Source organism: Mesocryomonas lacus (assembly GCF_055730135.2).
The window spans coordinates 111,643-134,977 of record NZ_JBUZWE020000012.1; the positions used below are offsets into that span (position 1 = coordinate 111,643).

General features: G+C 67.3%; 23 protein-coding genes and 1 tRNA gene. 14 read left to right on the forward strand and 10 right to left on the reverse strand.

Annotated features, from left to right (window positions below):
• Positions 1-65 precede the first annotated feature (65 nt).
• Complete coding sequence (locus tag ACZLZY_RS18595; protein ID WP_472935055.1) at positions 66-1,082, reverse strand: P1 family peptidase; 1,017 nt, start codon at positions 1,080-1,082, stop codon at positions 66-68.
• A 4-nt stretch (positions 1,083-1,086) separates the two neighbouring features.
• Positions 1,087-2,148 (reverse strand): ABC transporter substrate-binding protein, encoded by a 1,062-nt coding sequence (locus tag ACZLZY_RS18600; RefSeq protein ID WP_472935056.1) that lies wholly within the window; start codon positions 2,146-2,148, stop codon positions 1,087-1,089.
• 380 nt (positions 2,149-2,528) lie between these two features.
• On the opposite strand from ACZLZY_RS18600, the gene ACZLZY_RS18605 reads away from it, so the two are divergent.
• The 5 genes from ACZLZY_RS18605 (at position 2,529) to ACZLZY_RS18625 (ending at position 6,551) form a co-directional block, all read left to right on the forward strand.
• Positions 2,529-2,864 (forward strand): XdhC family protein, encoded by a 336-nt coding sequence (locus tag ACZLZY_RS18605; RefSeq protein WP_472935057.1) that lies wholly within the window; start codon positions 2,529-2,531, stop codon positions 2,862-2,864.
• Positions 2,864-3,559, forward strand: coding sequence for an XdhC family protein (locus ACZLZY_RS18610; RefSeq protein ID WP_472935058.1), 696 nt, complete (start codon positions 2,864-2,866; stop codon positions 3,557-3,559). Before ACZLZY_RS18605 ends, ACZLZY_RS18610 begins: the two co-directional genes overlap by 1 nt.
• Positions 3,556-5,208 carry an NTP transferase domain-containing protein gene (locus ACZLZY_RS18615; protein ID WP_472935059.1) on the forward strand — a complete coding sequence of 551 codons (1,653 nt, stop codon included), beginning with the start codon at positions 3,556-3,558 and terminating at the stop codon, positions 5,206-5,208. Before ACZLZY_RS18610 ends, ACZLZY_RS18615 begins: the two co-directional genes overlap by 4 nt.
• Positions 5,209-5,397: 189 nt before the next feature.
• Complete coding sequence (locus ACZLZY_RS18620; protein WP_472935060.1) at positions 5,398-6,123, forward strand: SDR family NAD(P)-dependent oxidoreductase; 726 nt, start codon at positions 5,398-5,400, stop codon at positions 6,121-6,123.
• A gap of 146 nt (positions 6,124-6,269) precedes the next feature.
• Positions 6,270-6,551, forward strand: a complete 282-nt coding sequence (locus ACZLZY_RS18625; RefSeq protein ID WP_472935061.1) for an usg protein — start codon at positions 6,270-6,272, stop codon at positions 6,549-6,551.
• 56 nt (positions 6,552-6,607) lie between these two features.
• On the opposite strand, the gene radC is transcribed toward ACZLZY_RS18625, so the two are convergent.
• The 3 genes from radC to phaC all read right to left on the reverse strand — a co-directional run bounded on the left by radC (position 6,608) and on the right by phaC (position 10,253).
• On the reverse strand, positions 6,608-7,387 hold the full coding sequence (radC, locus tag ACZLZY_RS18630; protein ID WP_472935062.1) for a RadC family protein: 780 nt from the start codon (positions 7,385-7,387) through the stop codon (positions 6,608-6,610).
• Between the two features lie 4 nt (positions 7,388-7,391).
• A complete protein-coding gene (map, locus tag ACZLZY_RS18635; protein ID WP_472935063.1) occupies positions 7,392-8,243 on the reverse strand; it encodes a type I methionyl aminopeptidase in 852 nt (283 codons plus the stop codon).
• A gap of 177 nt (positions 8,244-8,420) precedes the next feature.
• A complete protein-coding gene (gene phaC / locus ACZLZY_RS18640) occupies positions 8,421-10,253 on the reverse strand; it encodes a class I poly(R)-hydroxyalkanoic acid synthase (RefSeq protein ID WP_472935064.1) in 1,833 nt (610 codons plus the stop codon).
• A 145-nt stretch (positions 10,254-10,398) separates the two neighbouring features.
• On the opposite strand from phaC, the gene ACZLZY_RS18645 reads away from it, so the two are divergent.
• The 6 genes from ACZLZY_RS18645 to greA all read left to right on the forward strand — a co-directional run bounded on the left by ACZLZY_RS18645 (position 10,399) and on the right by greA (position 17,218).
• A complete protein-coding gene (locus ACZLZY_RS18645) occupies positions 10,399-10,854 on the forward strand; it encodes a hypothetical protein (protein WP_472935065.1) in 456 nt (151 codons plus the stop codon).
• 188 nt (positions 10,855-11,042) lie between these two features.
• Positions 11,043-12,263 carry an LL-diaminopimelate aminotransferase gene (locus ACZLZY_RS18650; RefSeq protein WP_472935066.1) on the forward strand — a complete coding sequence of 407 codons (1,221 nt, stop codon included), beginning with the start codon at positions 11,043-11,045 and terminating at the stop codon, positions 12,261-12,263.
• A 113-nt stretch (positions 12,264-12,376) separates the two neighbouring features.
• Positions 12,377-13,681 (forward strand): homoserine dehydrogenase, encoded by a 1,305-nt coding sequence (locus tag ACZLZY_RS18655; protein ID WP_472935067.1) that lies wholly within the window; start codon positions 12,377-12,379, stop codon positions 13,679-13,681.
• 139 nt (positions 13,682-13,820) lie between these two features.
• Entirely contained in the window at positions 13,821-14,810 is a 990-nt protein-coding gene (gene glpX, locus ACZLZY_RS18660; RefSeq protein WP_472935068.1) for a class II fructose-bisphosphatase, read from the forward strand.
• A 79-nt stretch (positions 14,811-14,889) separates the two neighbouring features.
• The gene (gene recJ / locus ACZLZY_RS18665) at positions 14,890-16,677 is read left to right on the forward strand and encodes a single-stranded-DNA-specific exonuclease RecJ (RefSeq protein WP_472935069.1); all 1,788 of its coding nucleotides are present in this window, start codon (positions 14,890-14,892) and stop codon (positions 16,675-16,677) included.
• Between the two features lie 70 nt (positions 16,678-16,747).
• On the forward strand, positions 16,748-17,218 hold the full coding sequence (gene greA, locus ACZLZY_RS18670) for a transcription elongation factor GreA (RefSeq protein WP_472935070.1): 471 nt from the start codon (positions 16,748-16,750) through the stop codon (positions 17,216-17,218).
• An 85-nt stretch (positions 17,219-17,303) separates the two neighbouring features.
• On the opposite strand, the gene ACZLZY_RS18675 is transcribed toward greA, so the two are convergent.
• The 4 genes from ACZLZY_RS18675 to ACZLZY_RS18690 form a co-directional block, all read right to left on the reverse strand.
• On the reverse strand, positions 17,304-17,687 hold the full coding sequence (locus tag ACZLZY_RS18675; protein ID WP_472935071.1) for an SH3 domain-containing protein: 384 nt from the start codon (positions 17,685-17,687) through the stop codon (positions 17,304-17,306).
• A gap of 745 nt (positions 17,688-18,432) precedes the next feature.
• Positions 18,433-18,507 (reverse strand) — tRNA-Glu (locus ACZLZY_RS18680).
• A 197-nt stretch (positions 18,508-18,704) separates the two neighbouring features.
• Positions 18,705-19,790: a YcbK family protein gene (locus ACZLZY_RS18685; RefSeq protein WP_472935072.1), complete on the reverse strand. Its 1,086-nt coding sequence runs from the start codon at positions 19,788-19,790 to the stop codon at positions 18,705-18,707.
• Positions 19,791-20,004: 214 nt separating this feature from the next.
• Positions 20,005-20,445 (reverse strand): VOC family protein, encoded by a 441-nt coding sequence (locus tag ACZLZY_RS18690; protein WP_472935073.1) that lies wholly within the window; start codon positions 20,443-20,445, stop codon positions 20,005-20,007.
• Between the two features lie 178 nt (positions 20,446-20,623).
• On the opposite strand from ACZLZY_RS18690, the gene ACZLZY_RS18695 reads away from it, so the two are divergent.
• The 3 genes from ACZLZY_RS18695 (at position 20,624) to ACZLZY_RS18705 (ending at position 22,437) form a co-directional block, all read left to right on the forward strand.
• Entirely contained in the window at positions 20,624-21,169 is a 546-nt protein-coding gene (locus tag ACZLZY_RS18695) for a hypothetical protein (RefSeq protein WP_472935074.1), read from the forward strand.
• A 198-nt stretch (positions 21,170-21,367) separates the two neighbouring features.
• Positions 21,368-21,940 (forward strand): cold-shock protein, encoded by a 573-nt coding sequence (locus ACZLZY_RS18700; protein WP_472935075.1) that lies wholly within the window; start codon positions 21,368-21,370, stop codon positions 21,938-21,940.
• Entirely contained in the window at positions 21,940-22,437 is a 498-nt protein-coding gene (locus ACZLZY_RS18705) for a DUF192 domain-containing protein (RefSeq protein ID WP_472935076.1), read from the forward strand. The genes ACZLZY_RS18700 and ACZLZY_RS18705 overlap by 1 nt, the downstream gene beginning before the upstream one ends.
• A gap of 77 nt (positions 22,438-22,514) precedes the next feature.
• Here ACZLZY_RS18705 and ACZLZY_RS18710 read toward each other — a convergent pair whose 3' ends face one another.
• Positions 22,515-23,018: a hypothetical protein gene (locus ACZLZY_RS18710; protein WP_472935077.1), complete on the reverse strand. Its 504-nt coding sequence runs from the start codon at positions 23,016-23,018 to the stop codon at positions 22,515-22,517.
• Positions 23,019-23,335 lie beyond the last annotated feature (317 nt).

Sequence of the window (23,335 nt, forward strand, 5' to 3'; positions counted from 1 at the left end):
GTTTTGAATACAGGCCGATGCGCGCGGCAGAAGCTTCGAGGGACGGCTGGTCGATCAACGAGCGATCACGAAGACGGCGGCGCCGAATGAACGGCCTGCCAGGCCTGTTTCCGGTCGCCGGTGGAGGGACTGGCGGCGTGCACACCGCGGGCGATGGCGCGGGCCATGACTGCGGCGGCAGTCGCACCGAGCTCGACGAGGTCGCCACCGGATGGCGCTTTTCCGATGCCGCCGGTGGCGAGAGCGAAGACGAGATCGCCGTCGAAGGGCGTATGCGCCGGCCAGAGGGCACGGGCGAAGCCGTCATGGGCGGAGATCGCCAGCCGCTTGGCGCCAGCCTTGTCGAGCACCGCATCGGTGGCGATGACCGCGATGGTGGTGTTGCCGCCGGCAGTGGCGCCGAACTTGGTGAGGGGCTCCATCGCGTTTTCTGGCCACGGGGACGGCAAGCCGCGGCCGCCGAACTCGGTGCCGAGCTCAAAGGGCGCGGCCCAGAAGTGCGGGGTTTCCCCGATCGTCGGCGATCCCAGCGCATTGACGGCGACGAGCGCCGAGACGGTGATGCCGCTCGCCAGCACCGCAGAGGCCGAGCCGAGGCCGCCTTTCAGGCGGGCGGTGGTGGCGCCGGTGCCCGCTCCCTCGGTGCCGATGGAAAAGTCGCGGGCCGCCGTCTCGCAGGCGGCAAAGCCGAGCTCGCGGTAAGGCGGGTAGCGGTCCCAGCCGGCATCGCCGAGGTCGAACAGGATCGCCGCCGGTACGATCGGCACGCGATGCGGACCGACGGCAAAACCCCGGCCCTTACCACGAAGATAGGCCTGGACCCCGGAGGCGGCATCGAGGCCGAAAGCCGAACCACCGGAGAGGACGAGCGCATCGACCGTCGACACGGTGTTCTCCGGCGCCAGAAGGTCGGTCTCGCGGGTACCGGGGGCGCCGCCCTGAACGTGAACAGCGGCGACGGTCGAGTTATCGCAGAGGATGACGGTGACGCCGCTGGCGAGGCGGTCGTCCCGTGCATTCCCGACGCTGAGGCCCGCGACGTCGCTGAGGAGATTGCGGGGCCCGGCCTGCCAGAACGCCATCCGCTCAGCCGCCCGCGTCCGGCACGAAGTCGCTGCCGTCGAAGCGAAAGGTGCGAAACAGCGAAAGGTCGGAATCGCCCTTGGCATCGAAGCGGATCGGGCCGAGCGAGGTCGCGAAGACGTTGGCATCCAGCACCGCCGGCAAGGGCCGGGCCTTCTGCCGGGCGAAGCGGACCGCGGCGAGCGCGATCTCGCCCGCAGCGACGGTCGGCCCGAAATAGCCTTGCCTGGCTTCCGGCGCGATCTCGGACGTCGGGATCTCCTCGAACCGGTCGAGCGGGGCGAGCGCGAGGACGCCGGCGGCCAGCGGCACGTCCGGATTGCCTTCGTCCAGCAGCGCCTCGCCACCGATGATCTCCAGCGTGAGGCCGATCGAGCCGGCATCGCGGGCGATAATCGCCACGTCCGGCCGGTCGCCGGCGATGAAGAGATGGGTGACGCCCGTGCCGAGGATGCGGCGCGCGAGGCCAAACTGCTTCTCCTCGGCCGGCCGGTAGTTGTCGATCGTCGCGGGCCGCATGCCGGCAGCTTCGAGGCGCGTGCGCACGGCGTCGGCAAGGCCGCGGCCGTAGATCGTGCCATCGTCGACGAGGCCGAAGGGCGTGTCCTTCCAGCGGGTGGTGATGGCCGCTGCGGTGGCGTCGGCCTCCGCGTCCGAGCGCGGCGCGAGGCGCCAGACCAGGGCACCGGTCCGGGCCCGCGTGTCGGTAAAGCGGTTGGCGCGCACGCCGACGGTGATCACCGGAATGCCGGCGGCCGAGAGTTTGGGGAGCGCGGTGGTCAGCGCCTCGGTGCAGAGGAAGCCGACGGCGATCTCCACCTTATCGGCGATCAGCTGCTCGGCTGCCTTTGTGCCGCCGTCGCCGGAACAGTCGGTGTCCGCGCGGGTGACGTCGGTCGCGTCGTCGGCGGCGGTCCGCATGCCGGCGAGGATCTGCTCGCCGAGGATGGCGGACGTTCCGGAAAACGGTCCGGCAACCCCGATGCGCACCCGCTCCGCCGCCGGGGCGGCAGCTGTTGCGGCAAGGACGATAGCGAGGGCGAGGGACGTCCGGAAATGGGGCATGCCGGAACCTAGCCTCGTTCGCGGGAGAATTCGAGCCTTGTCGCCGGCGGGAGCCCGCCATCGCGCTGCGAAGATCTTCTTGGGTTTCACGTCGACAGTCATTTTGCTTGCGTCGGGCTGGCGGACCCGTCGGCGCCGCTGGCGGGGCGGTCTTGCGAAAGGGGCGGGACGGCGCCTATCTCAAGACAACATTATCGCATCGTCATGAGCTGAGCGGATACGGCGGCGAGCGAGACGCGGAACCTCCGAGCCGATCGTCACTTGCCGGTGCAGTGGTTTCTCGGGCCGTCTGCGCCGTGATTTCAGCGGGCTGATATCCACTGGTTGCGCTCATCCGGCGACGGGTTCGGCAATAAATGTACGACACGAAGGAGAGTGGGATGGACGGCACGATCGAGCTCGACGTTCTGGCGACGGCGGAAGCCTGGGCGAGGGACGGCCGGCGCCTGGCGCTGGCGACGGTGGTGCAGACCTGGGGCTCGGCGCCACGGCCGACCGGCAGTCATCTCGTGATCGACGCCGAAGGCAATTTCGAGGGCTCGGTCTCCGGCGGCTGCGTCGAGGGCGCGGTGGTCAGCGAGGCGATTGAGGTGATCGAGGCGGGAACGCCTCGAATGCTGGAGTTCGGGGTCGCGGATGAGACCGCATGGCGCGTCGGCCTTTCCTGCGGTGGGCGCATCCGGGTCCTCGTCGAGCCAATCCGGGCAGGCGCCTGATGGATCTTTCACTGCTGACCGAGCTGAACGCGGAAAGAACGGCCCGGCGGGCCGTCGCTGTTGTCACCGACATCGCGGGCGGCAGCCAGAGGCTGGTGCGCGAGAGCGAGGCTCCGGGCGATCCGCTGGCGTCGGCGCTTGCGACGGCGTTTCGAACCGGCAAATCCGGCATGGTCGACGCGCCGGAGGGGCAGAGCTTCCTCACCCTTTACGTGCCACCCGCGCGGATTCTGGTGATCGGGGCGGTGCACATCAGCCAGGCGCTGGCACCGATGGCGCGTCTTGCCGGCTACGACATCGCCGTCGTCGATCCCCGCACCGCCTTCGCGACGCCGGAGCGCTTTCCCGGCACCCCGCTGACGGCGGAGTGGCCCGAGGATGCGCTTAAGGCGCAGCCGCTCGACGCCTATACCGCCCTCGTCGCGCTGACGCACGACCCGAAGATCGACGACGTGCCATTGCTGGCGGCGCTCGAGGCCGGCTGTTTCTACATCGGCGCGCTCGGTAGCCGAAAGACGCATGCCGGCCGGCTGGCGCGGCTGGAGGCAGCGGGCGCGCGGCCGGAGGATCTCACACGGATCGAGGCGCCGATCGGGCTCGACATCGGCGCGGCGAGCCCCGCCGAGATCGCCGTTGCGGTTCTCGCCTCGGTGATCCAGGCGCTGCGCAAGCGACGCACCGGGACGGCCACGTGAGGTTCGGCCCGGTTCCGGTGGCGTCTGCCGAGGGCGCTATCCTCGCGCACGCGCTGCGCCTTTCCGGGCGGCGTATCGCCAAGGGCACGCGGTTGAGCGCTGCGGACGTTGCGGAGATTGGGGCGGCGGGCATTGCCGAGGTGATTGCCGCTGTCCTCGGTCCCGCCGATCTCACCGAGGATATGGCGGCGGCGCGCATTGCGGCCGTCGCCAGCGGGCCGGGCGTGACCGTCGGACCGGCAGCGACCGGGCGTGTGAATTTCTTCGCGGCGTCCGCCGGCTTGTTCCTGCCGGACCGCGGCATCGTCGACCGGCTGAACGCCATCGACCCCGCGATCACGCTGGCGACGCTGAAGGAGTTCGAGCCGGTGGTCGCCGGGCAGATGCTGGCGACCGTCAAGATCATCCCGCTCGCCGTCGCGGGCGACGCGGTGCTGGAAGCGTCCGCCTTGCTGGCCGAGCGGCCGGCGTTCCGCCTGTCGCCCTACCGCGCCCAGACGGTGGCGCTGATCCAGACGACGCTGCGCGGGGTGAAACCGAGTGTGCTCGACAAGACGCGGGAAGTCCTGAGCCGCCGGCTCGCCGTCGCCGGGGCGGTGATCGCCTCGGAAACCCGCTGTCCGCATGAGACCCTTGCCTTGGCCGATGCGATCCGTGCCGCCGGGACAGCCGACATCGTCATCGTCTTCGGGGCCTCGGCGGTGATCGATGCCGGCGACGTCATTCCCGCGGCGGTGGCGGCGGCCGGCGGTGCGGTGCTGCAACTCGGCATGCCCGTCGATCCCGGCAATCTCCTGCTGCTCGGCTCGGTCGCCGGCCGGCCGCTGATCGGCGCGCCCGGCTGCGCCCGCTCGCCGAAGGAGAACGGGTTCGACTGGGTGCTCGGCCGGCTGCTGGCCGATGTACCGGTCACACCGTCGGACATTCGCGGCATGGGCGTCGGCGGCCTGCTGATGGAGATTGCGAGCCGTCCGCAGCCCCGCGAGCGTCGGCCGGAGAAGCCGGCTCGGGCGGATGGCGGCCGGTCGACGCGGGCCGTCGCGGCGGCGCCGCTGGTCGATGCCGTGATCCTCGCCGCCGGACGGTCGAGCCGCATGGGCGGGCCGCACAAGCTGCTCGCGACCTTCGACGGCGTTCCGCTGATCCGGCTTTCGGTGCTGACGGCTCTGGCGAGCCAGGCGCGCCGCGTGCGCGTGGTGGTCGGCCATCGCTCGGCCGAGATCAAGCGGGCACTGGCCGGGCTCGACGTCGACATCACCGAGAATCCCGCCTTCGCCGAGGGCCTGTCGACCTCGGTCATCGCCGGCTGCGGCTCCGCCTTTGACGCAGGGGCGGACGGTGCGCTTGTGATCCTGGCCGACCAGCCAAGGCTCGGCAGTGGCGATCTCGATCGCCTGATCGCCGTTTTCGCGCGCGACGGGCGCGGCTCGCTCGTTGCCGCGACCGATAGCGGCCGCCTGGCCAACCCGGTGGTGCTCTCCGTGATCTACCGCAGCCAAATCGAGGCCCTGGTTGGCGACGTCGGCGCACGGCGCCTTTTGAGCGCGCATCCGGACGCCCTGCAGACCGTCGAGATCGGCGAGGCCGCCGGGATAGATGTCGATACGCCGGAGGCGATGGCGGCTGCAGGCGGCGTGTTGGTCGGGTGATGCGATGATTCCAGGCCGCGTTCTAAGCATCTGAATTCATCATCTTTTCTGCCGGCGGACTTAGCAGCCCGTAAGCCGCCCGAAAGGAATGGCCAGCCGCGCTCTCCTAGCCGTGTGTGCAGGAAACCCACCTTGCCCTTGAACCTCCGGTCCATCCGCGCATCTGCGCTGGAAAAGGAGAGTTTGAGCATGGGCAGATATTTGATCGTCGGTGGACAGGGCGGCATCGGCGAAGCTGCGGCCAAGCGCCTTGCTGCGGCCGGGCACGAGGTGGTCATTACCGGCCGCGATGTTGAAGGAATTGCGGCTACGGCGGCCGGTTTGCAGGCGACGGGCGTCGTGTTCGACGTGCTCGACGACAGCGCACAGGCTGTGCTCGCAGAGGCCGCAGGCGATCGTCTGGACGGGCTGATCTATGCCGCCGGGACGATCAACCTGAAACCTTTCGAGCGACTGACCGATCAGGATTTCCTGAACGATTTCAGCGTGAACGCGCTGGGAGCGGCGAAAGCGATTCAGGCTGTCCTGCCGGCACTGCGCAAGGCCGAGGCGGGGGCGGGCATTGTGCTCTTCTCCAGCGTCGCGGTCGACCAGGGCTTCGCCGCGCATGCTTCCATCGCCATGGCCAAGGGAGCGGTGGCGGCGCTGGTGCGCTCGCTCGCCGCCGAGTTCGCGCCGCAGATCCGGGTGAACGCCATCGCCCCGTCGCTGGTCGACACGCCGCTCGGGCGGAAGGTCGCGAGCAGCGACAAGATGGCCGAAGCCGTGGCGAAGATGCACCCCCTGCCACGGCTCGGCGATGCCGACGAGATCGCGGCGATGGCGGTGATGTTGCTGGGTGCCGAGGCTGGATGGATCACCGGTCAGGTCATCGCGATCGACGGCGGCCGGTCGACGCTGAGGATCCGCAGCTGAGGTGCTGTGCTTCGTCCGCCTCGTGGCTCGCCATGAGGCGGAGAGCGCGTCTTTCCAACGGATTGGCAGCGTTAACGCCCCGTTAACCAAACCGGCGCAGCATTTGCTAGCCGGCTTATGGCGCCGGCCCGATTTGGAGAGGCTCGATGCGCAGGCATGTTGCAGACCCGGATTTCCAGAAGATGCTCGGCGGCTACGGCCTGACCACCGCCGAGGTCCTATACCGCATGCCCGACCATCCGAGCTTCCTGCAGACGTTTCACTGGCAGTTCGCCGACGTCGCGCCCGACTACCCGCGGCTCAAGACATTTCTGGCGCACTGGGAGCGCGAGATCGAGGCGGTCATCCATTCCGTGCGGGTGATGCATTCCGGCCTGATCGGGCCGCGAGAGGTGCGGCTGGTGCGCGATCTCGGCCATCTTCACTGAGTTTGCTCGGGCTGCGTCAGGCGGTGAGCATACGAGGCGTCTTCCGCTGAGCTGCCCTACATCAGCTTCAGGCCCTTGAGGCTGGCATGGCCGGCGCGGCCGATGATGATGTGGTCGTGGACAGCAATGCCGAGCGGCTTGGCGGTGTCGACGACGGTGCGCGTCATCTCGATGTCGGCGCGCGACGGCGTCGGATCGCCCGAGGGATGGTTGTGGACGAGGATCACGGCGGTGGCGGAAAGCTCCAGCGCCCGGCGCACGACCTCGCGGGGATAGACCGGCGTATGGTCGACCGTTCCTTGCTGCTGGATTTCGTCGGCGATCAGCGTGTTGCGCTTGTCGAGAAACAGGATCCGGAACTGCTCGCGAGTCTCGTAGGCCATCGCCGCCTTGCAGTAGGCCAGCACCTGCGCCCAGGACGACAGGATCTCGCGGCTCTTCAGCGCGGAGAGCATTGCCCGCTCGTTGACGGCGGCGATCAGCTTGAGATCGAGCGCCGTGGCGGGGCCAATGCCCGACACTTCCGCCATACGGCGGGTCGGTGCGTTCAACACTTCCGGCAGCCCGCCGAAATGGGCGAGCAGCGCCTTGGCCAGCGGCTTCACGTCGCGCCGCGGGATGGTGCGGAAGAGCACCAGTTCGAGGAGCTCGTAATCGGCGAGCGCCACCGCGCCGGCCTCGGCGAAGCGCTCGCGCAGCCGGTCGCGGTGGCCGTCATGGTGCTTGGCGTCCTTGCGGGGGGCCGATGTGTCGGCTGCGGACGCGGCGCGGTCTCCAGCGGCGCGGGGAGGCTGGGTCTCGTCGAGGCCGGGAAGGGACGCCTCGTCGTGACCCATCGCCTCAGCCGACCGTCTGGGCAGGCCGGGAGAAGGCGATGCCCGGGGTGTCGAGGCCGCCGGGCGAACTGGTGAAGATCTCGAAGCCGGTATCTGTGACGCCGACGGTGTGCTCGTACTGCGCCGAGAGCGAACGGTCACGCGTCACCGCGGTCCAGCCATCCTTCAGCACCTTCACGTGCTGACGTCCGAGATTGATCATCGGCTCGATGGTGAACACCATGCCCGGCCGCATCTCCGCGCCATCGCCGCGGCGGCCGTAGTGCAGGACGTTTGGCGCATCGTGGAACAGCCGGCCGACGCCATGGCCGCAGAAGTCGCGCACGACCGAGCAGCGCTCGGCCTCCGCATAGGTCTGGATGGCCGCGCCGATATCGCCCATGTGCGCGCCGGGCTTCACCGCCTCCATGCCGAGGACCAGCGACTGATAGGTAATCTCGCACAGCCGCTCGGCCGCACGCTTGATCTTGCCGACCGGGTACATGCGCGAGGCATCGCCGTGATAGCCATCGACGATCAAGGTGACGTCGATGTTGACGATGTCGCCCTCGCGCAGCGGCTTGTCGTCGGGAATGCCGTGGCAGACGACGTGGTTGATCGAGGTGCAGACGCTTTTCATGTAGCCGCGGTAGTTCAGCGTCGCCGGCAGGGCGCCGTTGTCGAGCGCGAACTTGAAGACGTAGGCGTCGATCTCTTCCGTGGTCGTTCCCGGCTTCACGAGGCCGGCGAGATCGTCGAGGCAGCGCGCCGTCAGCTGGCAGGCCGTCCGCATGCCCGCAAAAGCCTCGGCATCGTACAGCCGGATGGCCCCGGTGTTGCGGGCGGGCTGGGTTTCGGCTTGCAGGTAGCTGGTCATGGTGGCGTCGGCGGTCCCGGGAGATGTTACTGTGCGTCCGTGCTGTCCGTTGATGTCGCACCGAAGCGGCGTGTCTTCAAGTCCAAAGCGGGGGCGGGCAGGGCGCGGGCCGTCGTCGACGCCCCCTGAGAAGCGGCGCAGCGCAAGGGGGGCTGGCACGGCGGGGCCAGATCGGGCTCACGCCTTGACCCTGACATAGGAGCCGGGGGCATCCTCGATCGGCTTCATCTTGCGCCCACCGGGCCTGCGTGGCTTCACGCGCGGCCCGCTGAGCGGCTCGATCCAGGCCTGCCAGTGCGGCCACCAGGAGCCCGGTGTCTCCACTGCCGTCGCCATCCAGTCGTCGAAGCTGATGTCATCCGTCGGTCTGGCGCCCGTCCAGTACTGGTATTTCCGCTTCTCCGGCGGGTTGACGACGCCGGCGATGTGACCGGAGCCGGCAAGCACGAAGGTGACGTCCCGCCCGAGCAGGCGACCGCCGACGAAGACGCTGAGCGCCGGGGCGATATGGTCTTCCTTGGTCGCGAGGCTGTAGACGGGAATGTCGATCAGCGAGAGATCGACCGGCATCCCCCCGATCTCCATCTCGCCCTTCGCCAGCCGGTTCTCGAGGTAGCAGTTGCGCAGATAGAACAGGTGGTTGGCGCGGGGCATGCGGGTCGAATCGGCATTCCAGTAGAGCAGGTCGAAGGGCAGCGGCGGTTTGCCCTTGAGGTAGTTGTTGACGAAATACGGCCAGATCAGATCGCCGGCGCGCAGCATGTTGAAGGCCGCGGCCATGCGGGCGCCGTCGAGATAGCCCTTCGTCGCCATGCTCTCGGCGAGCGAGCCCAGCTGGCCCTCGTCGACGAAGATTTTGAGATCGCCAGCATGGGTGAAGTCGACCTGGGTGGTGAGGAAGGTCGCCGACTGGATCCGGCTATCGCCCCGCGTCCTCAGATGGGCGACGGCCGCGGCGAGGAGGGTTCCGCCGACGCAATAGCCGATGGCGTTGACCGATGTCTCGCCTGTGGCCTTCGCTACCGTGTCGAGACCGAAGACGATGCCCTCATCGATGTAGTCGTTCCAATCCTTGTCCGCATGCCGCTCGTCCGGATTGACCCAGGACACCACGAACACCGTATGGCCGGCGGCGACGGCCCAGCGGATGAAGGATTTCTCGCGGTTGAGATCGAGGATGTAGAACTTGTTGATCCAGGGCGGCACGATCAGCAGCGGGCGCTTCAGCACGGTCTCGCTGGCGGCTTCATATTGCAGGATCTGACAGAGGGCGTTCTCGGCGATCACCTTGCCGGGCGTCACCGCCATGTCGCGGCCAACCTCGAACCTTGCATCGTCGGACTGCCGCAGCTTCAGCGTGCCGTGCCCGGCGGCGATGTCCTCGGCCAGCATCCGCATGCCGCGGACGAGGTTGGCGCCGTTGGTGGCGACCGTCTCGCGCGCCAGTTCCGGATTGGTCAGGACAAAATTCGAGGGCGACAACGCCGCAGTGAGCTGCCGGACGTAGAAGGCCGCCTTGCTGCGGGTGTGGGCGTCGAGACCCTCGGAATGCGCGACGAGATCGTCTGCCCAGCGCGAGGTCGAGAGGTACATCTGCTTCATGAAGTCGAACAGCGGATTGTTCGACCATTCCGGATCGGCAAAGCGCTTGTCGGCCGAAGCGTCCGGCGGGCCGGCCGGGTTGGCGGTGCCACCCTGCAGGCGCTGGAGCGACTGGTTCCAGATATCGAGATAGCTGGCAAAGAGCGTTGACTGCGCTTCGGCCGCACGGACAGGCGCGCCGAGCCAGAACTGCGATACCTGCGACAGCGTCGACATCATGTCGATGACGCCGACCGGACCATCATCGATCACCTCGCCCCGCTCGCGCGGTTCGATCCAGGCCGAGGCTGCCTTGCCGAGTTGCTCCAGCACTTCGGCCATGTTGCGCGCGAAGGCCTCGGGGTCGCGGACCACATAGGCAGCGTCCGCATCCTGTTGCGGTCCGCCGTTCGGCTCGGTTGGCGCCATGACGTCTCCTCCGCCGGACATCAAAGCACAAAGCATGGCGATTGTCCGTCGTCGCGCGATGGCGTCACTGCCGGGATGGAGTTTTTCTCGCATCCCGCCCGGCTTTCCGGGCCGGATCGTTTGGGCTATGAGGGGGATCATAGCGATGAAGGGTATCTGGACGATGACACACCCGCGCGACCTGCGCCTCGTGGCGGTTCTCGCCCTGATTCCGCTGATGGCTGGCTGCGGCTCGCTGGTGCCGGCGGAAGGTCCGTCGAAGCTCGCCCAGCGACCGAGGATCGACAGCGGGCCTTCGGCGCAGCGCCAGGATGCGGACGGCTATCCGGTGCTCGGGGCTTTTCCGAAATCGGCGTCCGCGCAGTTGACGGAGCCGGAGGTGATCGCCGAGCGCGGTTCGCTGAAGGCAACCGGCACCCGGCAGAACGTCGGCGTCGGCACGGCGGCCTCCGACTACCGGCGCAGCCTGGCCGAGGCGGCGGCGGTGCGGGCGCAGGCGCGCCGGCAGGTCGATGCCGCCGTGGCGAAGGGCGCCGGTGGCTCGGCCGCCGAGGCGGATGCCGATGGCGCGGACGTGCTTCGGCAGATCGAAGGCAATTAAAGCATAGACGATTGCCGGACTGACCCGATCGAGGAAAGATGCTCTAGTTTCAAAACGATGGAGCGTCCCTTGCGAGTCTTTCGGACGCAAGGCGCTCGAGGCACCCATGCGGACCGTTCAGGCCGGGATATGAGACAAGACGCGACAGCGGGAGAAGGCCGGGCGGGATCCTGGTCGGGGGACGAGAGATGACCGAGGAATTCCATAAGGTTCGCAGACTGCCACCCTACGTGTTCGAGGAGGTCAACCGGCTGAAGGCCGGCGCGCGCGCCCGCGGCGCCGACATCGTCGACCTCGGCATGGGCAATCCCGACTTGCCGACGCCGTCCTTCGTCATCGACAAGCTGTGCGAGGCCGTGCGCGACCCGCGCACCCACCGCTACTCCGCCTCCAAGGGCATTGCCGGCCTACGCCGCGCCCAGGCGGCGTATTATCTCCGTCGTTTCGGCGTGAAGCTCAATCCGGACACCGAGGTCGTCGCGACGCTCGGCTCGAAGGAAGGCTTCGCCAACATGGCGCAGGCGATCACCGCGCCGGGCGACGTGGTGCTCTGCCCGAACCCGACCTATCCGATCCACGCCTTCGGCTTCCTGATGGCCGGCGGCACTATCCGATCGATCCCGGCCAAGCCCGATGACGATTTCCTCGCGGCGATCGACCGCGCGGTGCGCCATTCCATCCCGAAGCCGCTGGCGATCATCCTGAACTATCCGTCCAATCCAACCGCTTATGAAGCCGATCTCGACTTCTACGCAGCGGTCGTGGCCTTCGCCCGCAAGCACGAGATCATCGTCCTTTCCGATCTCGCCTATGCCGAGATCTACTTCGACGGTGCTCCGCCGCCATCGATCCTGCAGGTGCCGGGCGCGATCGATGTCGCGGTCGAGTTCACCTCGATGTCGAAGACGTTCTCCATGCCAGGCTGGCGGGTCGGCTTCGCCGTCGGTAATTCCAGACTGATCGCGGCGCTCGCCCGCGTGAAGTCCTATCTCGACTACGGCGCCTTCACGCCGATCCAGGTGGCGGCAACGGCAGCGCTCAACGCAGACGACAGCGCCGTGCGCGAGGTGCGCTCGATCTACAAACACCGACGCGATGTGCTGGTGGATGCCTTCGGGCGGTCCGGCTTCAAGGTGCCGCCGCCGTCCTCGACAATGTTCGCCTGGGCGCCGATTCCGGACCCGTACAAGCATCTCGGCTCGCTGGAGTTCTCCAAGCTGCTGATCGAGAAGGCGGACGTCGCGGTCGCGCCGGGCATCGGCTTCGGCGAGCATGGCGATGATTTCGTCCGCATCGCGCTGGTTGAGAACGAACACCGGATCCGCCAAGCGGCGCGAAACATCAAGCGCTTCCTTGCGCCCTCGGCGGAAGCGGGGCAAAACGTCGTTCCGCTCAGCAAGACAGCCTAGTATCCCGGCGCCGCTTCTCCGCGCAACCGCACGTGGCGACGGCGCCACCCATTAACGTTTCCGGCGGTGCCCTCGACGGGCGCCGGCCCGAACACATCGAGACAAGAGGTAGTATGGCTCGCCCGATGAGACTCGGCCTTGCCGGTCTTGGCACCGTCGGCGCGTCGCTGGCGCGGCTGATCGACGACAAGCGCGACATCTTCACCAAGCGCACTGGCCGCACAATCGAGGTCGCGGCCGTCTCGGCGCGGGACCGGCAGAAGGACCGCGGCATCGACGTGTCCGGCTTCGCCTGGTTCGACGATCCGGTCGAGCTTGCCGCCAAGGCGGACATCGACGTCTTCGTCGAGCTCGTCGGCGGTTCGGAAGGGGCGGCGCTGGACTCGGTCAAGGCGGCACTGAACCGCGGCTTGCCGGTGGTCACCGCCAACAAGGCGCTGCTCGCCCATCATGGCGTGTCGCTCGCCAAGCTCGCCCAGCGCAAGAACACCACGATCCTGTTCGAAGCCGCGGTCGCCGGCGGCATCCCGATCATCAAGACTTTGCGCGAGGCCCTGCGCGGCAACACGGTGAGCCGCGTCTACGGCATCCTCAACGGCACCTGCAACTACATGCTGACCCGCATGGAGAAGGAGGGGATCGCCTTCGAGGACTGCCTCGCCGACGCCCAGCGCCTCGGCTATGCAGAAGCCGACCCGACCTTCGACATCGGTGGCTTCGACGCCGCGCACAAGCTGACTATCCTCACCTCGCTCGCCTTCGGCTGCGAGATCGATCTGGAATCGGTGTTCATCGAGGGAATTTCCTCCGTCACCAACGACGACATCGAGGCGGCGGCCGAGCTCGGCTTCCGGATCAAGCTGCTGGCGGTCGCACAGCGCACCGAGAGTGGCATCGAGCAGCGCGTGCATCCGACGATGATCCCTGCGCATTCGGCACTGGCGCAGGTCGACGGCGTCACCAATGCGGTCGCGGTCGATACCGACCTCCTCGGCTCGATCCTCCTCGCCGGGCCCGGTGCCGGCGGCAAGGCGACGGCGTCCGCCGTGCTCTCGGACATCCTCGACCTCGCCACCGGTGTGTCGATCCCGACGCTCGGGATCGCGCCGGCCGAACTGCAGCCCTACAAGCGGGCGCGGATGCGAGCGCACGAAGGCGGCTACTACATCCGCCTCACCGTGCTCGACCGCGTCGGCGCCTTCGCCTCGATCGCCCGGCGCATGGCCGAAAACGCGATCTCGCTGGACTCGATCGTCCAGCGGCGGCGCGCCGGCGAGGACGAGGGTGATACGGCCCCGGTGGTGCTGATCACCCACGAGACGACGGAGGCGGCGGTCCGTAAGGCGCTCGACGCGGTCTCGCGCGACGGACATCTGGCGGGCGAGCCAAGGATGATCCGGATCGAGACGCTAGACTGAGCCTGAAGGCCGCCGCGGGTCGCCAGGCCACCGGCGGCCCAGACCGCTGGCGGCATCGACCAATGCACAGCTGTCGAACGCGACATTGCGCTTTCACGGTCGCAGTGCATATGACCTTCCGGACGACGGAGACAGGGCGATGAACGAGACGACCACCGTGGCGGAACCGCTGGACCGCGTCCTGTCGATCGAGATCGCCCGGGTGACCGAGCGGGCAGCCGTCGCCGCGGCAACTCTTCGGGGGCGCGGCGACGAGAAGGCCGCCGACCAAGCCGCCGTCGACGCCATGCGCTCGGAGCTGAACTGCCTCGACATCGACGGGCGCATCGTCATCGGCGAGGGCGAGCGGGACGAGGCGCCGATGCTGTTCATCGGCGAGGAGGTCGGCACACGGCGCGGGCCGAAGGTCGACATCGCCCTCGATCCGCTCGAGGGCACGACGGTCTGCGCCAAGAACCTGCCGAACTCGCTCTCGGTCATCGCGGTGGCGGCGCGCGGCAGCCTCCTGAATGCCCCCGACGTCTACATGGAGAAGATCGCCATCGGCCCCGGCTATCCCGAGGGCACGGTGCAGCTCGGCTTGCCGGCAGCGGTGAACCTGGCGGCGCTGGCGAAGGCCAAGGGCGTGCCGGTCGGCGAGATCACCGCCTGCATCCTCGACCGGCCCCGGCATGCCCAGCTGATCGAGGAGATACGCGCGGCCGGTGCGGCGATCCGGCTGATCGGCGACGGCGATGTCGCGGGCGTCATCCACACGACCGATCCCGACGAGACCGGCATCGACATCTACATGGGCGTCGGCGGTGCGCCGGAAGGCGTGCTCGCGGCGGCAGCGCTCCTCTGCATTGGCGGGCAGATCCAGGGTCGGTTGCACCTTAACACCAACGAGAAGCGGGCGCGGGCCGAGCAGATGGGGATCAGCGACCCCTATCGCATCTACACCCTCGGCGACATGGCGTCGGGCGACGTGATCTTCTCGGCGACCGGCGTCACTGACGGCAATCTGCTGGACGGCGTGCGCTTCTACCAGGACCGGGTCGAGACCCACACGCTGGTGATGCGCTCGATGTCACGCACGGTGCGCGAGGTCCGCGCCCGGCACTATAACCGCGCCAAGCTCGGGCTCTGACGCACGACAGCGCCTCGCCCGCGAACAGTGCGGCGCGTCGCAAAGTGGCGCGGCATCGGTTGAAAGCAGTTGAACAGGCATGACCGGACGTACCTTCCTTGCCGTCGAGGCGTCGCTGAGCGGCCGTCGCTGGCTGCACGCGCTGGATAACCGCGCCGAGGCGGTGGCGCTCCGGATGTCGCAGGATCACGGGCTGCCGGACATCGTCGCACGGGTGCTGGCGTCGCGCGGCGTCGCGGCGGAACTGGCGCCCGGCTTCCTCGCGCCGACGCTGCGTGACCTGATGCCGGATCCCTCGACGCTGACCGACATGGACGCGGCCGCCAGCCGCATCGCCGATGCGATCGACCGCAGCGAACAGGTGGCGATCTTCGGCGACTACGATGTCGACGGCGCCTGCTCGTCGGCGCTGATGTGGCGCTATCTCGCGCATTTCGGCCTCTCGCCGGAAATCCGCATTCCCGACCGCATCACCGAGGGCTATGGCCCCAACGGCCAAGCGATCCAGGAGCTGATCGACGGCGGGGCAAGGCTGATCGTCACCGTCGACTGTGGCACCACGAGCCATGAGGCGCTCGACGTCGCCGCCAGGGCGCGCTGCGACGTCTTGGTGCTAGACCATCACCAGACCGCTGCCAGTCTTCCCACGGCCATCGCCATCGTCAACCCGAACCGACAGGACGATCTCTCGGGGCAAGGGCATCTAGCGGCGGTCGGCGTCGTGTTCCTGACCCTGGTGGCGGTGTCGCGCGAGCTGCGGCGGCGTGGCCGCCGGCAGAGCGACCTGCCGGACGTCCTCGCCATGCTGGATCTGGCGGCGCTGGCGACGGTCTGCGACGTCGTCCCGCTCGTCGGCTTCAACCGGGCACTGGTGGTCAAGGGCCTCGCCGTGATGCGGCAGCAGCGCAATACCGGCCTGCGGATGCTGGCGCAGGTGGCCCGCATTTCCGGGCCGATCGACGCCTATCATCTCGGTTTTATCCTCGGACCGCGGATCAATGCCGGCGGGCGGATCGGCGAGGCGCATCTCGGCGCGCGGCTGCTGACGGTCGACGACGAGAACGACGCGCGGGCGCTGGCCGACCAGCTGCATGTCCTCAACGAGGAGCGGCAGGCGATGGAACGCGCGATGCTGCTCGAGGCCGAGACCGAGATCGCTGCCGAGATCGGCGGAGGGGACGGGCCGCCGGTGCTGGTGACGGCCCGGCCAAGCTGGCATCCGGGCATCGTCGGCCTCATCGCCGCCCGCCTGAAGGAGCGCTACCGCCGCCCGGCCTTTGCCATCGCCTTCAACGCCGACGGCAAGGGCACCGGCTCCGGCCGGTCGATTCCCGGCTTCGACCTCGGCCGGCTGGTGCGCGGGGCACTGGAGGCCGGCATCATCGTCAAGGGCGGCGGCCATGCGATGGCAGCGGGCATCACCATCGAGCGCGACCGGCTCGGCGACTTCCGCGGCTATGTCGAGGAGAAGGCGGCCGCGACGGTCGGCGATCTCCGCAAGGTCGACGCGCTGAAGCTCGACGGCGCCGTCAGCGCCATGGGGCTGACGCGTGAACTGTTCGAGCGGCTGGAAAGCGCCGGGCCCTATGGCTCCGGCCATGCCCAGCCCATCCTGGCGCTGGCGCGGCACCGGATCGAATCCTCCGGCATCGTCGGCAACGGGCATGTCCGCGCGACGCTGAAATCCGCCGATGGCGCCGGCATCTCGGCGATCGCCTTCCGGGCAGAGGAGACCGAGATCGGCCGGCGGCTGCTCGAGCGCCGCGACCGTCCCGTTCATGTCGCGGGCACCGTGACGCTCGACCGCTACCGGGGCCGGGAAACCGTGGGCTTCCGGATCGTCGACGTAGCCGAGGCTTTCGATTGAGCGGCGGGCAGTTGGATTTATCGGGAACAGGCCCCATCTAGGGCTTTGGCATCCAGCCGAAGGAAAAGACATGAGCGTGGCATTCGTCCGGGAACCCAATGAACTCCAGTCGGTGGAAAGTCTGCCGGACCGGGAGCTCGGCACCGACCCGAACTTCGTCACGCAGCGTGGCCTCGGGCTCATCGACAAGGAGCTCGAAACGCTGCGCGCGGCATTGGCTGAGGCACAGAAGATCGACGACAAGAACCTGATCGCGACGGTCAACCGGGATCTGCGATACTGGAACGCGCGCCGCGCCTCCGCCGAGGTGATCGAGACGCCGGCGGATGCCGACGAGGTCCATTTCGGCAGCCGTGTGACAATCGAGCGCGATGATGGCCGGCGTCAGGAATATCGCATCGTCGGCCAGGACGAGGCGGACCCGACCAAGGGACTGCTCTCTTACGTCGCCCCGCTGGCGAAGAGCCTCGCCGGCAAGCATGTCGGCGATGTCGTGACGGCAGGCCCCGGCGAGGCCGAGATCGTCCTCATAAAGGGGTAACCCGCACACCCTTGTTGCGCTGCGCGCCGTTCACGGGCGCCCTATCGTAGTTACAAAGGCCGGGCCCAGCCCGGCCTTTGGCTTGTCAGCGGTTGCGGATTGCGAGGGGCGGGACCGGTGCCGTGAGCGTGGTGGGAACAGAGGCAGCCCGCGGCACCACGGCTGCCATGGTCTGCAGCGCCGGTGCCGCCAGCGATGCCGACTCGCCAGCCAGGAAGGTCCCGTCGACCCAGCCCTCGCCATCGTCGGCCCTGACATAGCGCCACTGGCCCGCGGCTCTCAGCACCTCAACCTGCATGCCCGCGACAACCGACCCGACATGCTTGCCGCTGTCGTCGGGCGCGTCACGGATGATCAGGAGCCGCGTCGCATGGCGCAAGCCCCCCGCTGGCGCCGCCGAGGGCGCCATGGCGACCGGCGCCGCCGGACGGGCGGCAGAAGGCGTCTCAGTCGGCGGCAGGACGCGCATCGGCCGACGGGGCTCTTCTCCGTCGCCCTCGCGCGGCATTCGCAGGGGTGACAGACGCGGCGCGGGCGATGGCGAGATCGCCGCCACATGGGTCGGCACGACGGCGGGTGGGCGGGGCGATCGCGCGGTAGGGGACGCCGAAGAATCATCCCGCATCGCTGGCCGTCTGGTTGGCTGCGCGTCCCGCGTGGAACGGGCGTCTGGATCGCGTTGCGTGATCTGGCGATGTTCGGTGTCCGGAGCGGGAGCAGCGCGGGCGGCTGCTTCGGGTGCCCAGGCCTCGGTGGCTTCCCGCTTGATGCCGGCGACATAGCTCGTGGCGGCGGGCATGAGCTTGTCGATATACCCCATTGCCCGTCCGTCGGAGGCGACCCAACCGACGGCGACAACGGCCGCTGCGGCCCAGCCGAGCTTTCCGAGAGAGCCACCGGATTTGGCGGCTGTCCGCCGCCGCACCGGTTTTTTGGTGGTCTTCTTGCGCGCCAAGGCTGTCATCCCAATCCTGTCGACGATGGCTGATCGTCGGGGATTAGAATTAAGATTTAATCATTCCGCTGGACGGCATCGGGGGCAACGGCTGCGGCATTCTGGGGAAAACCACGGCAAGGCCCGCAAAAAGGATGCGACCCAACGTGCGAGCGTCTCCCGGCATGGAGACGGCGCAGCAAACCGTGAAAGATTAAAGTAGTTCGTAAGCGAATCGCTGCGGTCTGGAAACCTGTCCATGACCGCGAAGGCAGGTCAATGGTACGCCCAAGGGGAGTCGAACCCCTCTCTCCACCGTGAAAGGGTGGCGTCCTAACCGATAGACGATGGGCGCAGCGCGAGGCGGTGTATAGAAAACTTCGGGGGGGTCCGCAAGGGCTTCCTGTGCTGATCTGTCAGGAAACCGACACAGCAGTAAATAAGGCAGAAGAATCAGTCTCTTGCGAAGCTTGCCTCGGTCGAAATTTGTTGGCGCGGCCGGGTTTGCCGTCCGAATCGTATGGCGTCCGAGCTCTGCTGGCTTGTATAGGATCAAGCCCGGCGGCGGCGGCAGGCCCAGTTCCAGTCGCGCTCGCGACCGATATCGACGTGGATCGCCGTGGTATGGCAGTAGGTGCCAACACCGCCGCGACCGGGCAGGCTGCGCAGGAAGGCGGCGACCTCGAGATTGTTGGCGCCGGGAACCTGGATGTCCGCCGCCTTGCAGGCCATGTGCATCGATTTTTGAGCACCGTTGACGCGCTTGTTGTAGCTCGGGCTGCGGTAGCCGGAGGTGACGACAGCCTTGGTATGGTAGCGCGCCTCGACGGCGCGGATCATCGAGACGAGCTTGGGCTCGAAGCAGCTGGTCTGGACGTCCGGACGCTGCACCAGAAGGCCGTTGGGCGCCATGCGGGCCATGCCCGACAGCGAGGCGACCTGGTAGGTGCCTTCGTCGCCATTGGCCTCTTCGAGGATCTCCGCATCATAGTCCGCCGAGGCGCGTTGTCCGATCTCGAACAGCGAGGCGCGGCTCTTCACGCCGGGGAGGGAAGCCATTTGTGTCGGTCCGCCGTCGGCCGGCTGCGGCGCGCCCTCGGGCTTCAGGATCACGCGGCGGCTTTTGCCGACATCGGCATTGCGAATGGGGGTCTTGGCTTCCGACTTCGCGAAGAGGGTAGCGAAAAGCGAGCTGTCGGCCTGCTTGGGGGCCTCGGCAGTGGTAATGGCCGTCTCGCTGGACTGGCCGACCGTCGCGCCGGCATAGGCGGCAATGGCAGTGCGCCCGGAGGCAAGCGGGAAGGGCTCTCGCGTCGTTGGCGTCGTGGAAGCGGTTTCTGTCGCTGGCTCGGCCGTGACGCGGGCGGTCTTGTCGGCGGCAGGCTCGCCAGTTTCTGCAGGGCCTGCCGAGGGGGTCGCACTGGCAGTCTGGCTGACCTCCTGGCCTTCCGCTGCGGGCTTAGCATCGGCCGAGGCGACAGGTGCAGTGTTGGTCGCGACGCCGCTGGTAAATCCGAAAGCTGGATCGTCGACGGCCGAGACGCAGGCGGTCAGAAGCGGTGCGGTGGCCATCACGGCCACCAGAATGCTGTGGCGACGAAGCCGTGTAGCCCAGGATTCCAGGAGCGTATTTGTCAAACCGGATCCACCCTCTCAGGGGAGGATCGGCACAGTGCCGACGGACCCCTCATGATTGAAGCCGTCCCCCGAACAGAAGAACGGCTTGAAGTGACGAACGAACACTCCCCAAGGTCCCCACCTTGCGTCGCCGTGCTATTTTGCGACTGGGAGATGTTCGTTAATCCAATTTTTGCACTATGGCTAGATTACGGCGCGAGAATGGCCGTTGAGCTTACCACTTGCCGGTATTCTGCATCGACGCCCAAGGCTCTGCCTTCGGCTTGGCAGGTCCCTTCTGCAACAGTTCGATCGACACGTTATCGGGCGAGCGGACGAACGCCATGTTGCCGTCGCGCGGCGGGCGGTTGATGGTGATGCCGGCATCCATCAGCGATTGGCAGGTCGCGTAGATATCGTCGACCTCGTAGGCGAGATGCCCGAAGTTGCGACCCTCTCCATAGGCTTCCGGATCCCAGTTGTAGGTCAACTCGAGCAGCGGGGCCTGCTCCGCGCGGCCAGAAGCCTCATCCTCGGAGGCCGCGAGGAAGATCAGCGTGAAGCGGCCGGCCTCGCTCTCGGTCCGGCGGACTTCCACCATCCCCATCTTGTTGCAGTAGAAGTCGAGCGACTTTTCGATGTCGCTGACGCGGACCATGGTGTGCAGATAGCGCATGAAACTCTCCTTGTGTGCGAGCACGATGTTCTAGTGCGGCACGGGGAAAGGCCAACCGCAAACGCGGTGTTGTCGCCGCGCATGCTGGCATTCGTTCCTTGCGCTGAGATGGGCGGGAACCTGCCTCGAAATAGCCGAGTTGAGGTAATGGGCACCGGATCAAAAAAGGATCCTTGGGATGACACGCGTTTCTATTCTGCTCTCTTCAGTCGCGCTTTCCTTCGCTTTTGCCGGGGTAGCCTCGGCCGATTGCGCCGCCGATATCGCCGCCTTGCGCGCCAACGACCTCAGCGCAACCGGCTCGACCAGTGCCGCCGACGGCAAAACCACCAATTTCGAGGCACCAGCCGGCTCGGCCGCGGCGCCGAAGACGGGGCCGATCGTCCAGGACGGCACCACGGCCCCTCTCGAACCAGCGGGCGCAGCCGCCAAGACCACGGAGGGCGCGGCCATGGCGGCGCCTGCCGGCGGCGGGACCACCACAACGCCGGGCCAGAGCGCGACGCCGGGCAAGGTTGTGCAGGATGGCACTACGGCGCCCTTGGCCCCCGAGGCCGGCGGCACTGATCCGCAAGTGGCGACGTCCGCACAGGACTCCTCGGCGCAGCAGGCAGGTGCGGCCACGGCGGCAACCACCGGAAAGGCGCTCGACGCGGCACAGAAGGCGGCCGATGCGGGAGACGAGGCGGCCTGCCAGAAGGCGCTCGAGACGATCAAGGGCTAAACTCCTTGCCAACGGAAGGCGGGCTCTACGCCCGCCTTCATCCCGAATGGCAATGCTCACTCTGGCGGAAAGATAGCCGGCACACAGGTCTTGAAATTTATCGCGGAGGCCCGAGTTTCGGCTTTATTCAAGTGGTCCCGTTAGTGCTATCGTCGGTGACGTCGATGATTCGTCGGGCGTGAGAGGCGGACCCCCCGCATGCCGGAAAACACCCTTGGCCGATTGCTGGACGAGCCGCACCTGTCCGATGGACCGGTAGAACTGGACGTCGCTTCCGGTCATGTCAAATGGTTCGATGCCTCCAAAGGCTTTGGCTTCGTCGTCCCTGATGAAGAGGGAGACGATATCCTTCTTCATGTGAGCTGCCTACGTCGCGGAGGATTTGCCACGGCGCTTGAAGGGGCCCGCATCGTGTGCGAGGTCCATCGCGGCCAGCGGGGTCTGCAGGTGTTGCGCATCCTGTCGCTCGATGCGTCGACGGCGGTTCACCCCTCGCAGCAGCCCCAGCGCACCCTCAATCCCGTGGAGGCGACGAGTGATCTCGAGCCGGCGACCGTCAAGTGGTTCAACCGTAGCAAGGGCTATGGATTTTTGTCGCGGGGCGAGGGGACGGCCGATATTTTCGTGCACATGGAAACGCTTAGGATATTCGGCATGACGGAACTTCGTCCGGGCCAGGCAGTCCTCGTCCGCTTCGGAGAGGGCTCCAAGGGCTTGATGGCCGCCGAAGTGCATCCGAGCGGCGGCCCTGACCTGCCGGCGTCGCACTGATGCGGACCGTTGTTCCGGGCCGGCGTTTGTCGCCCCGCTGGCTGGTGCTGGCGGTCTGTGCGCTCGCGCTCGTGGCGCTCGTCTTCTTTACCCTCCTGTCCTCCGGAGCGTCCTCGACCGGAAGGCTGCAGACAGCCAGCGGACCGCATGAGATCGTCGTCGAACTGGCGTCGACCGAGAAGGAGCGCGAGGTCGGGCTCATGAATCGCGACAGCATGCCGGCTGACCAGGGCATGCTGTTCGATTTCAAGGAGACACGGCTCGTCACCATGTGGATGAAGAACACGTATATTCCGCTCGACATGGTGTTTATGGACGAAGGCGGCCGCATCACGCATGTCGCCGCCAACGCCCAGCCTCTCTCGCTCGACATCATCTCGTCGCATGAGCCTGCCCGGTACGTGCTGGAGTTGAACGGCGGGGCGGCGGCGCGTTACGGTTTGAAGGCCGGCGACCGTCTCGAGCATCCCGTGATTCCGGAGGCCCCTAAGACCTAACGTTCGTCTGAGAGCAATGCCGCCAGCGGATGCTGGCAGCTCTCACAGTGCGGAAGCGTCATTGTCGCGTGCTGGGGTTAGAATTCAATCTTGCGTGGGACATAGCCGCCGCGCCGCAGGATCGCGGCGATGGCGATTTGCTCGTGTATCGGCTTGCTGAGGATCGGAAGGACGCGGCTTTCCCAGATGCCCCGCTGCGCTGAGTCGAGGCACGACTGACCCCGCTCCGCCACCAGTAGCGCGACCGCATATTCCTGCGATGACGGGTCGAGCAGCGCCGCATCGATCACCTCGTGGATCATCGCGCTCAATTCCTGATCTACCCCTCGGCCCATCCGATGTCTCCGCTTCAGCTGCAGCGCGGAGGTAGGCGAAGCGGGCGGCGCTTCAAAGGCTGACAAAAACATAATTTTTTCGGGTTGACCCTCGCCCGTCATCCCCTCAGCCGTCAAACCCGCCGCAGCGTCGCCAGACGACGTTCCGTCCATCCCGAAGATTTCGCGTTTCTTCCCGGCACCGTCGACCGACACCGTCACATCGATTGCGGCGCCCTGAAAGGCGCCTGCCGCGATGTCTCTCATTTCCGTCTCCCGTCCCATGCGAACGGGATAAGCGGAACGGCGCGCGTTGGTTGCGCAGCCGACGGCAGATCACACGGCTGTCATTGCGCGCGGGGACAGTGACGCTGTCCCCTTTCGGCAGGATAGCCGAGAGTTCTGCTCCCTCGTTGCCTTCGGCATTGGCGAGCGACGCGAATAGTCTGGACATGCGTTTCCGTCTACGCAACGTGGGTGCCCGGAATGCCCCGTCCGACGCTGCTTGTCGCTTGCATTCGGCCCAGCATCCACCGACACTCCAGGCTTGCGACAGCCCGCCTGGTCACCTTCGCGCGGCAAAG

Bases quoted from the DNA above. Each gene is read 5' to 3' on its own strand.
- ACZLZY_RS18595 (WP_472935055.1), bottom strand. From the start codon at position 1,082: ATGGCGTTCTGGCAGGCCGGGCCCCGCAATCTCCTCAGCGACGTCGCG.
- ACZLZY_RS18600 (WP_472935056.1), bottom strand. From the start codon at position 2,148: ATGCCCCATTTCCGGACGTCCCTCGCCCTCGCTATCGTCCTTGCCGCA.
- ACZLZY_RS18605 (WP_472935057.1), top strand. From the start codon at position 2,529: ATGGACGGCACGATCGAGCTCGACGTTCTGGCGACGGCGGAAGCCTGG.
- ACZLZY_RS18610 (WP_472935058.1), top strand. From the start codon at position 2,864: ATGGATCTTTCACTGCTGACCGAGCTGAACGCGGAAAGAACGGCCCGG.
- ACZLZY_RS18620 (WP_472935060.1), top strand. From the start codon at position 5,398: ATGGGCAGATATTTGATCGTCGGTGGACAGGGCGGCATCGGCGAAGCT.
- ACZLZY_RS18625 (WP_472935061.1), top strand. From the start codon at position 6,270: ATGCGCAGGCATGTTGCAGACCCGGATTTCCAGAAGATGCTCGGCGGC.
- radC (WP_472935062.1), bottom strand. From the start codon at position 7,387: ATGGGTCACGACGAGGCGTCCCTTCCCGGCCTCGACGAGACCCAGCCT.
- map (WP_472935063.1), bottom strand. From the start codon at position 8,243: ATGACCAGCTACCTGCAAGCCGAAACCCAGCCCGCCCGCAACACCGGG.
- phaC (WP_472935064.1), bottom strand. From the start codon at position 10,253: ATGGCGCCAACCGAGCCGAACGGCGGACCGCAACAGGATGCGGACGCT.
- ACZLZY_RS18645 (WP_472935065.1), top strand. From the start codon at position 10,399: ATGAAGGGTATCTGGACGATGACACACCCGCGCGACCTGCGCCTCGTG.
- ACZLZY_RS18650 (WP_472935066.1), top strand. From the start codon at position 11,043: ATGACCGAGGAATTCCATAAGGTTCGCAGACTGCCACCCTACGTGTTC.
- ACZLZY_RS18655 (WP_472935067.1), top strand. From the start codon at position 12,377: ATGGCTCGCCCGATGAGACTCGGCCTTGCCGGTCTTGGCACCGTCGGC.
- glpX (WP_472935068.1), top strand. From the start codon at position 13,821: ATGAACGAGACGACCACCGTGGCGGAACCGCTGGACCGCGTCCTGTCG.
- recJ (WP_472935069.1), top strand. From the start codon at position 14,890: ATGACCGGACGTACCTTCCTTGCCGTCGAGGCGTCGCTGAGCGGCCGT.
- greA (WP_472935070.1), top strand. From the start codon at position 16,748: ATGAGCGTGGCATTCGTCCGGGAACCCAATGAACTCCAGTCGGTGGAA.
- ACZLZY_RS18675 (WP_472935071.1), bottom strand. From the start codon at position 17,687: ATGCGCGTCCTGCCGCCGACTGAGACGCCTTCTGCCGCCCGTCCGGCG.
- ACZLZY_RS18690 (WP_472935073.1), bottom strand. From the start codon at position 20,445: ATGCGCTATCTGCACACCATGGTCCGCGTCAGCGACATCGAAAAGTCG.
- ACZLZY_RS18695 (WP_472935074.1), top strand. From the start codon at position 20,624: ATGACACGCGTTTCTATTCTGCTCTCTTCAGTCGCGCTTTCCTTCGCT.
- ACZLZY_RS18700 (WP_472935075.1), top strand. From the start codon at position 21,368: ATGCCGGAAAACACCCTTGGCCGATTGCTGGACGAGCCGCACCTGTCC.
- ACZLZY_RS18705 (WP_472935076.1), top strand. From the start codon at position 21,940: ATGCGGACCGTTGTTCCGGGCCGGCGTTTGTCGCCCCGCTGGCTGGTG.
- ACZLZY_RS18710 (WP_472935077.1), bottom strand. From the start codon at position 23,018: ATGAGAGACATCGCGGCAGGCGCCTTTCAGGGCGCCGCAATCGATGTG.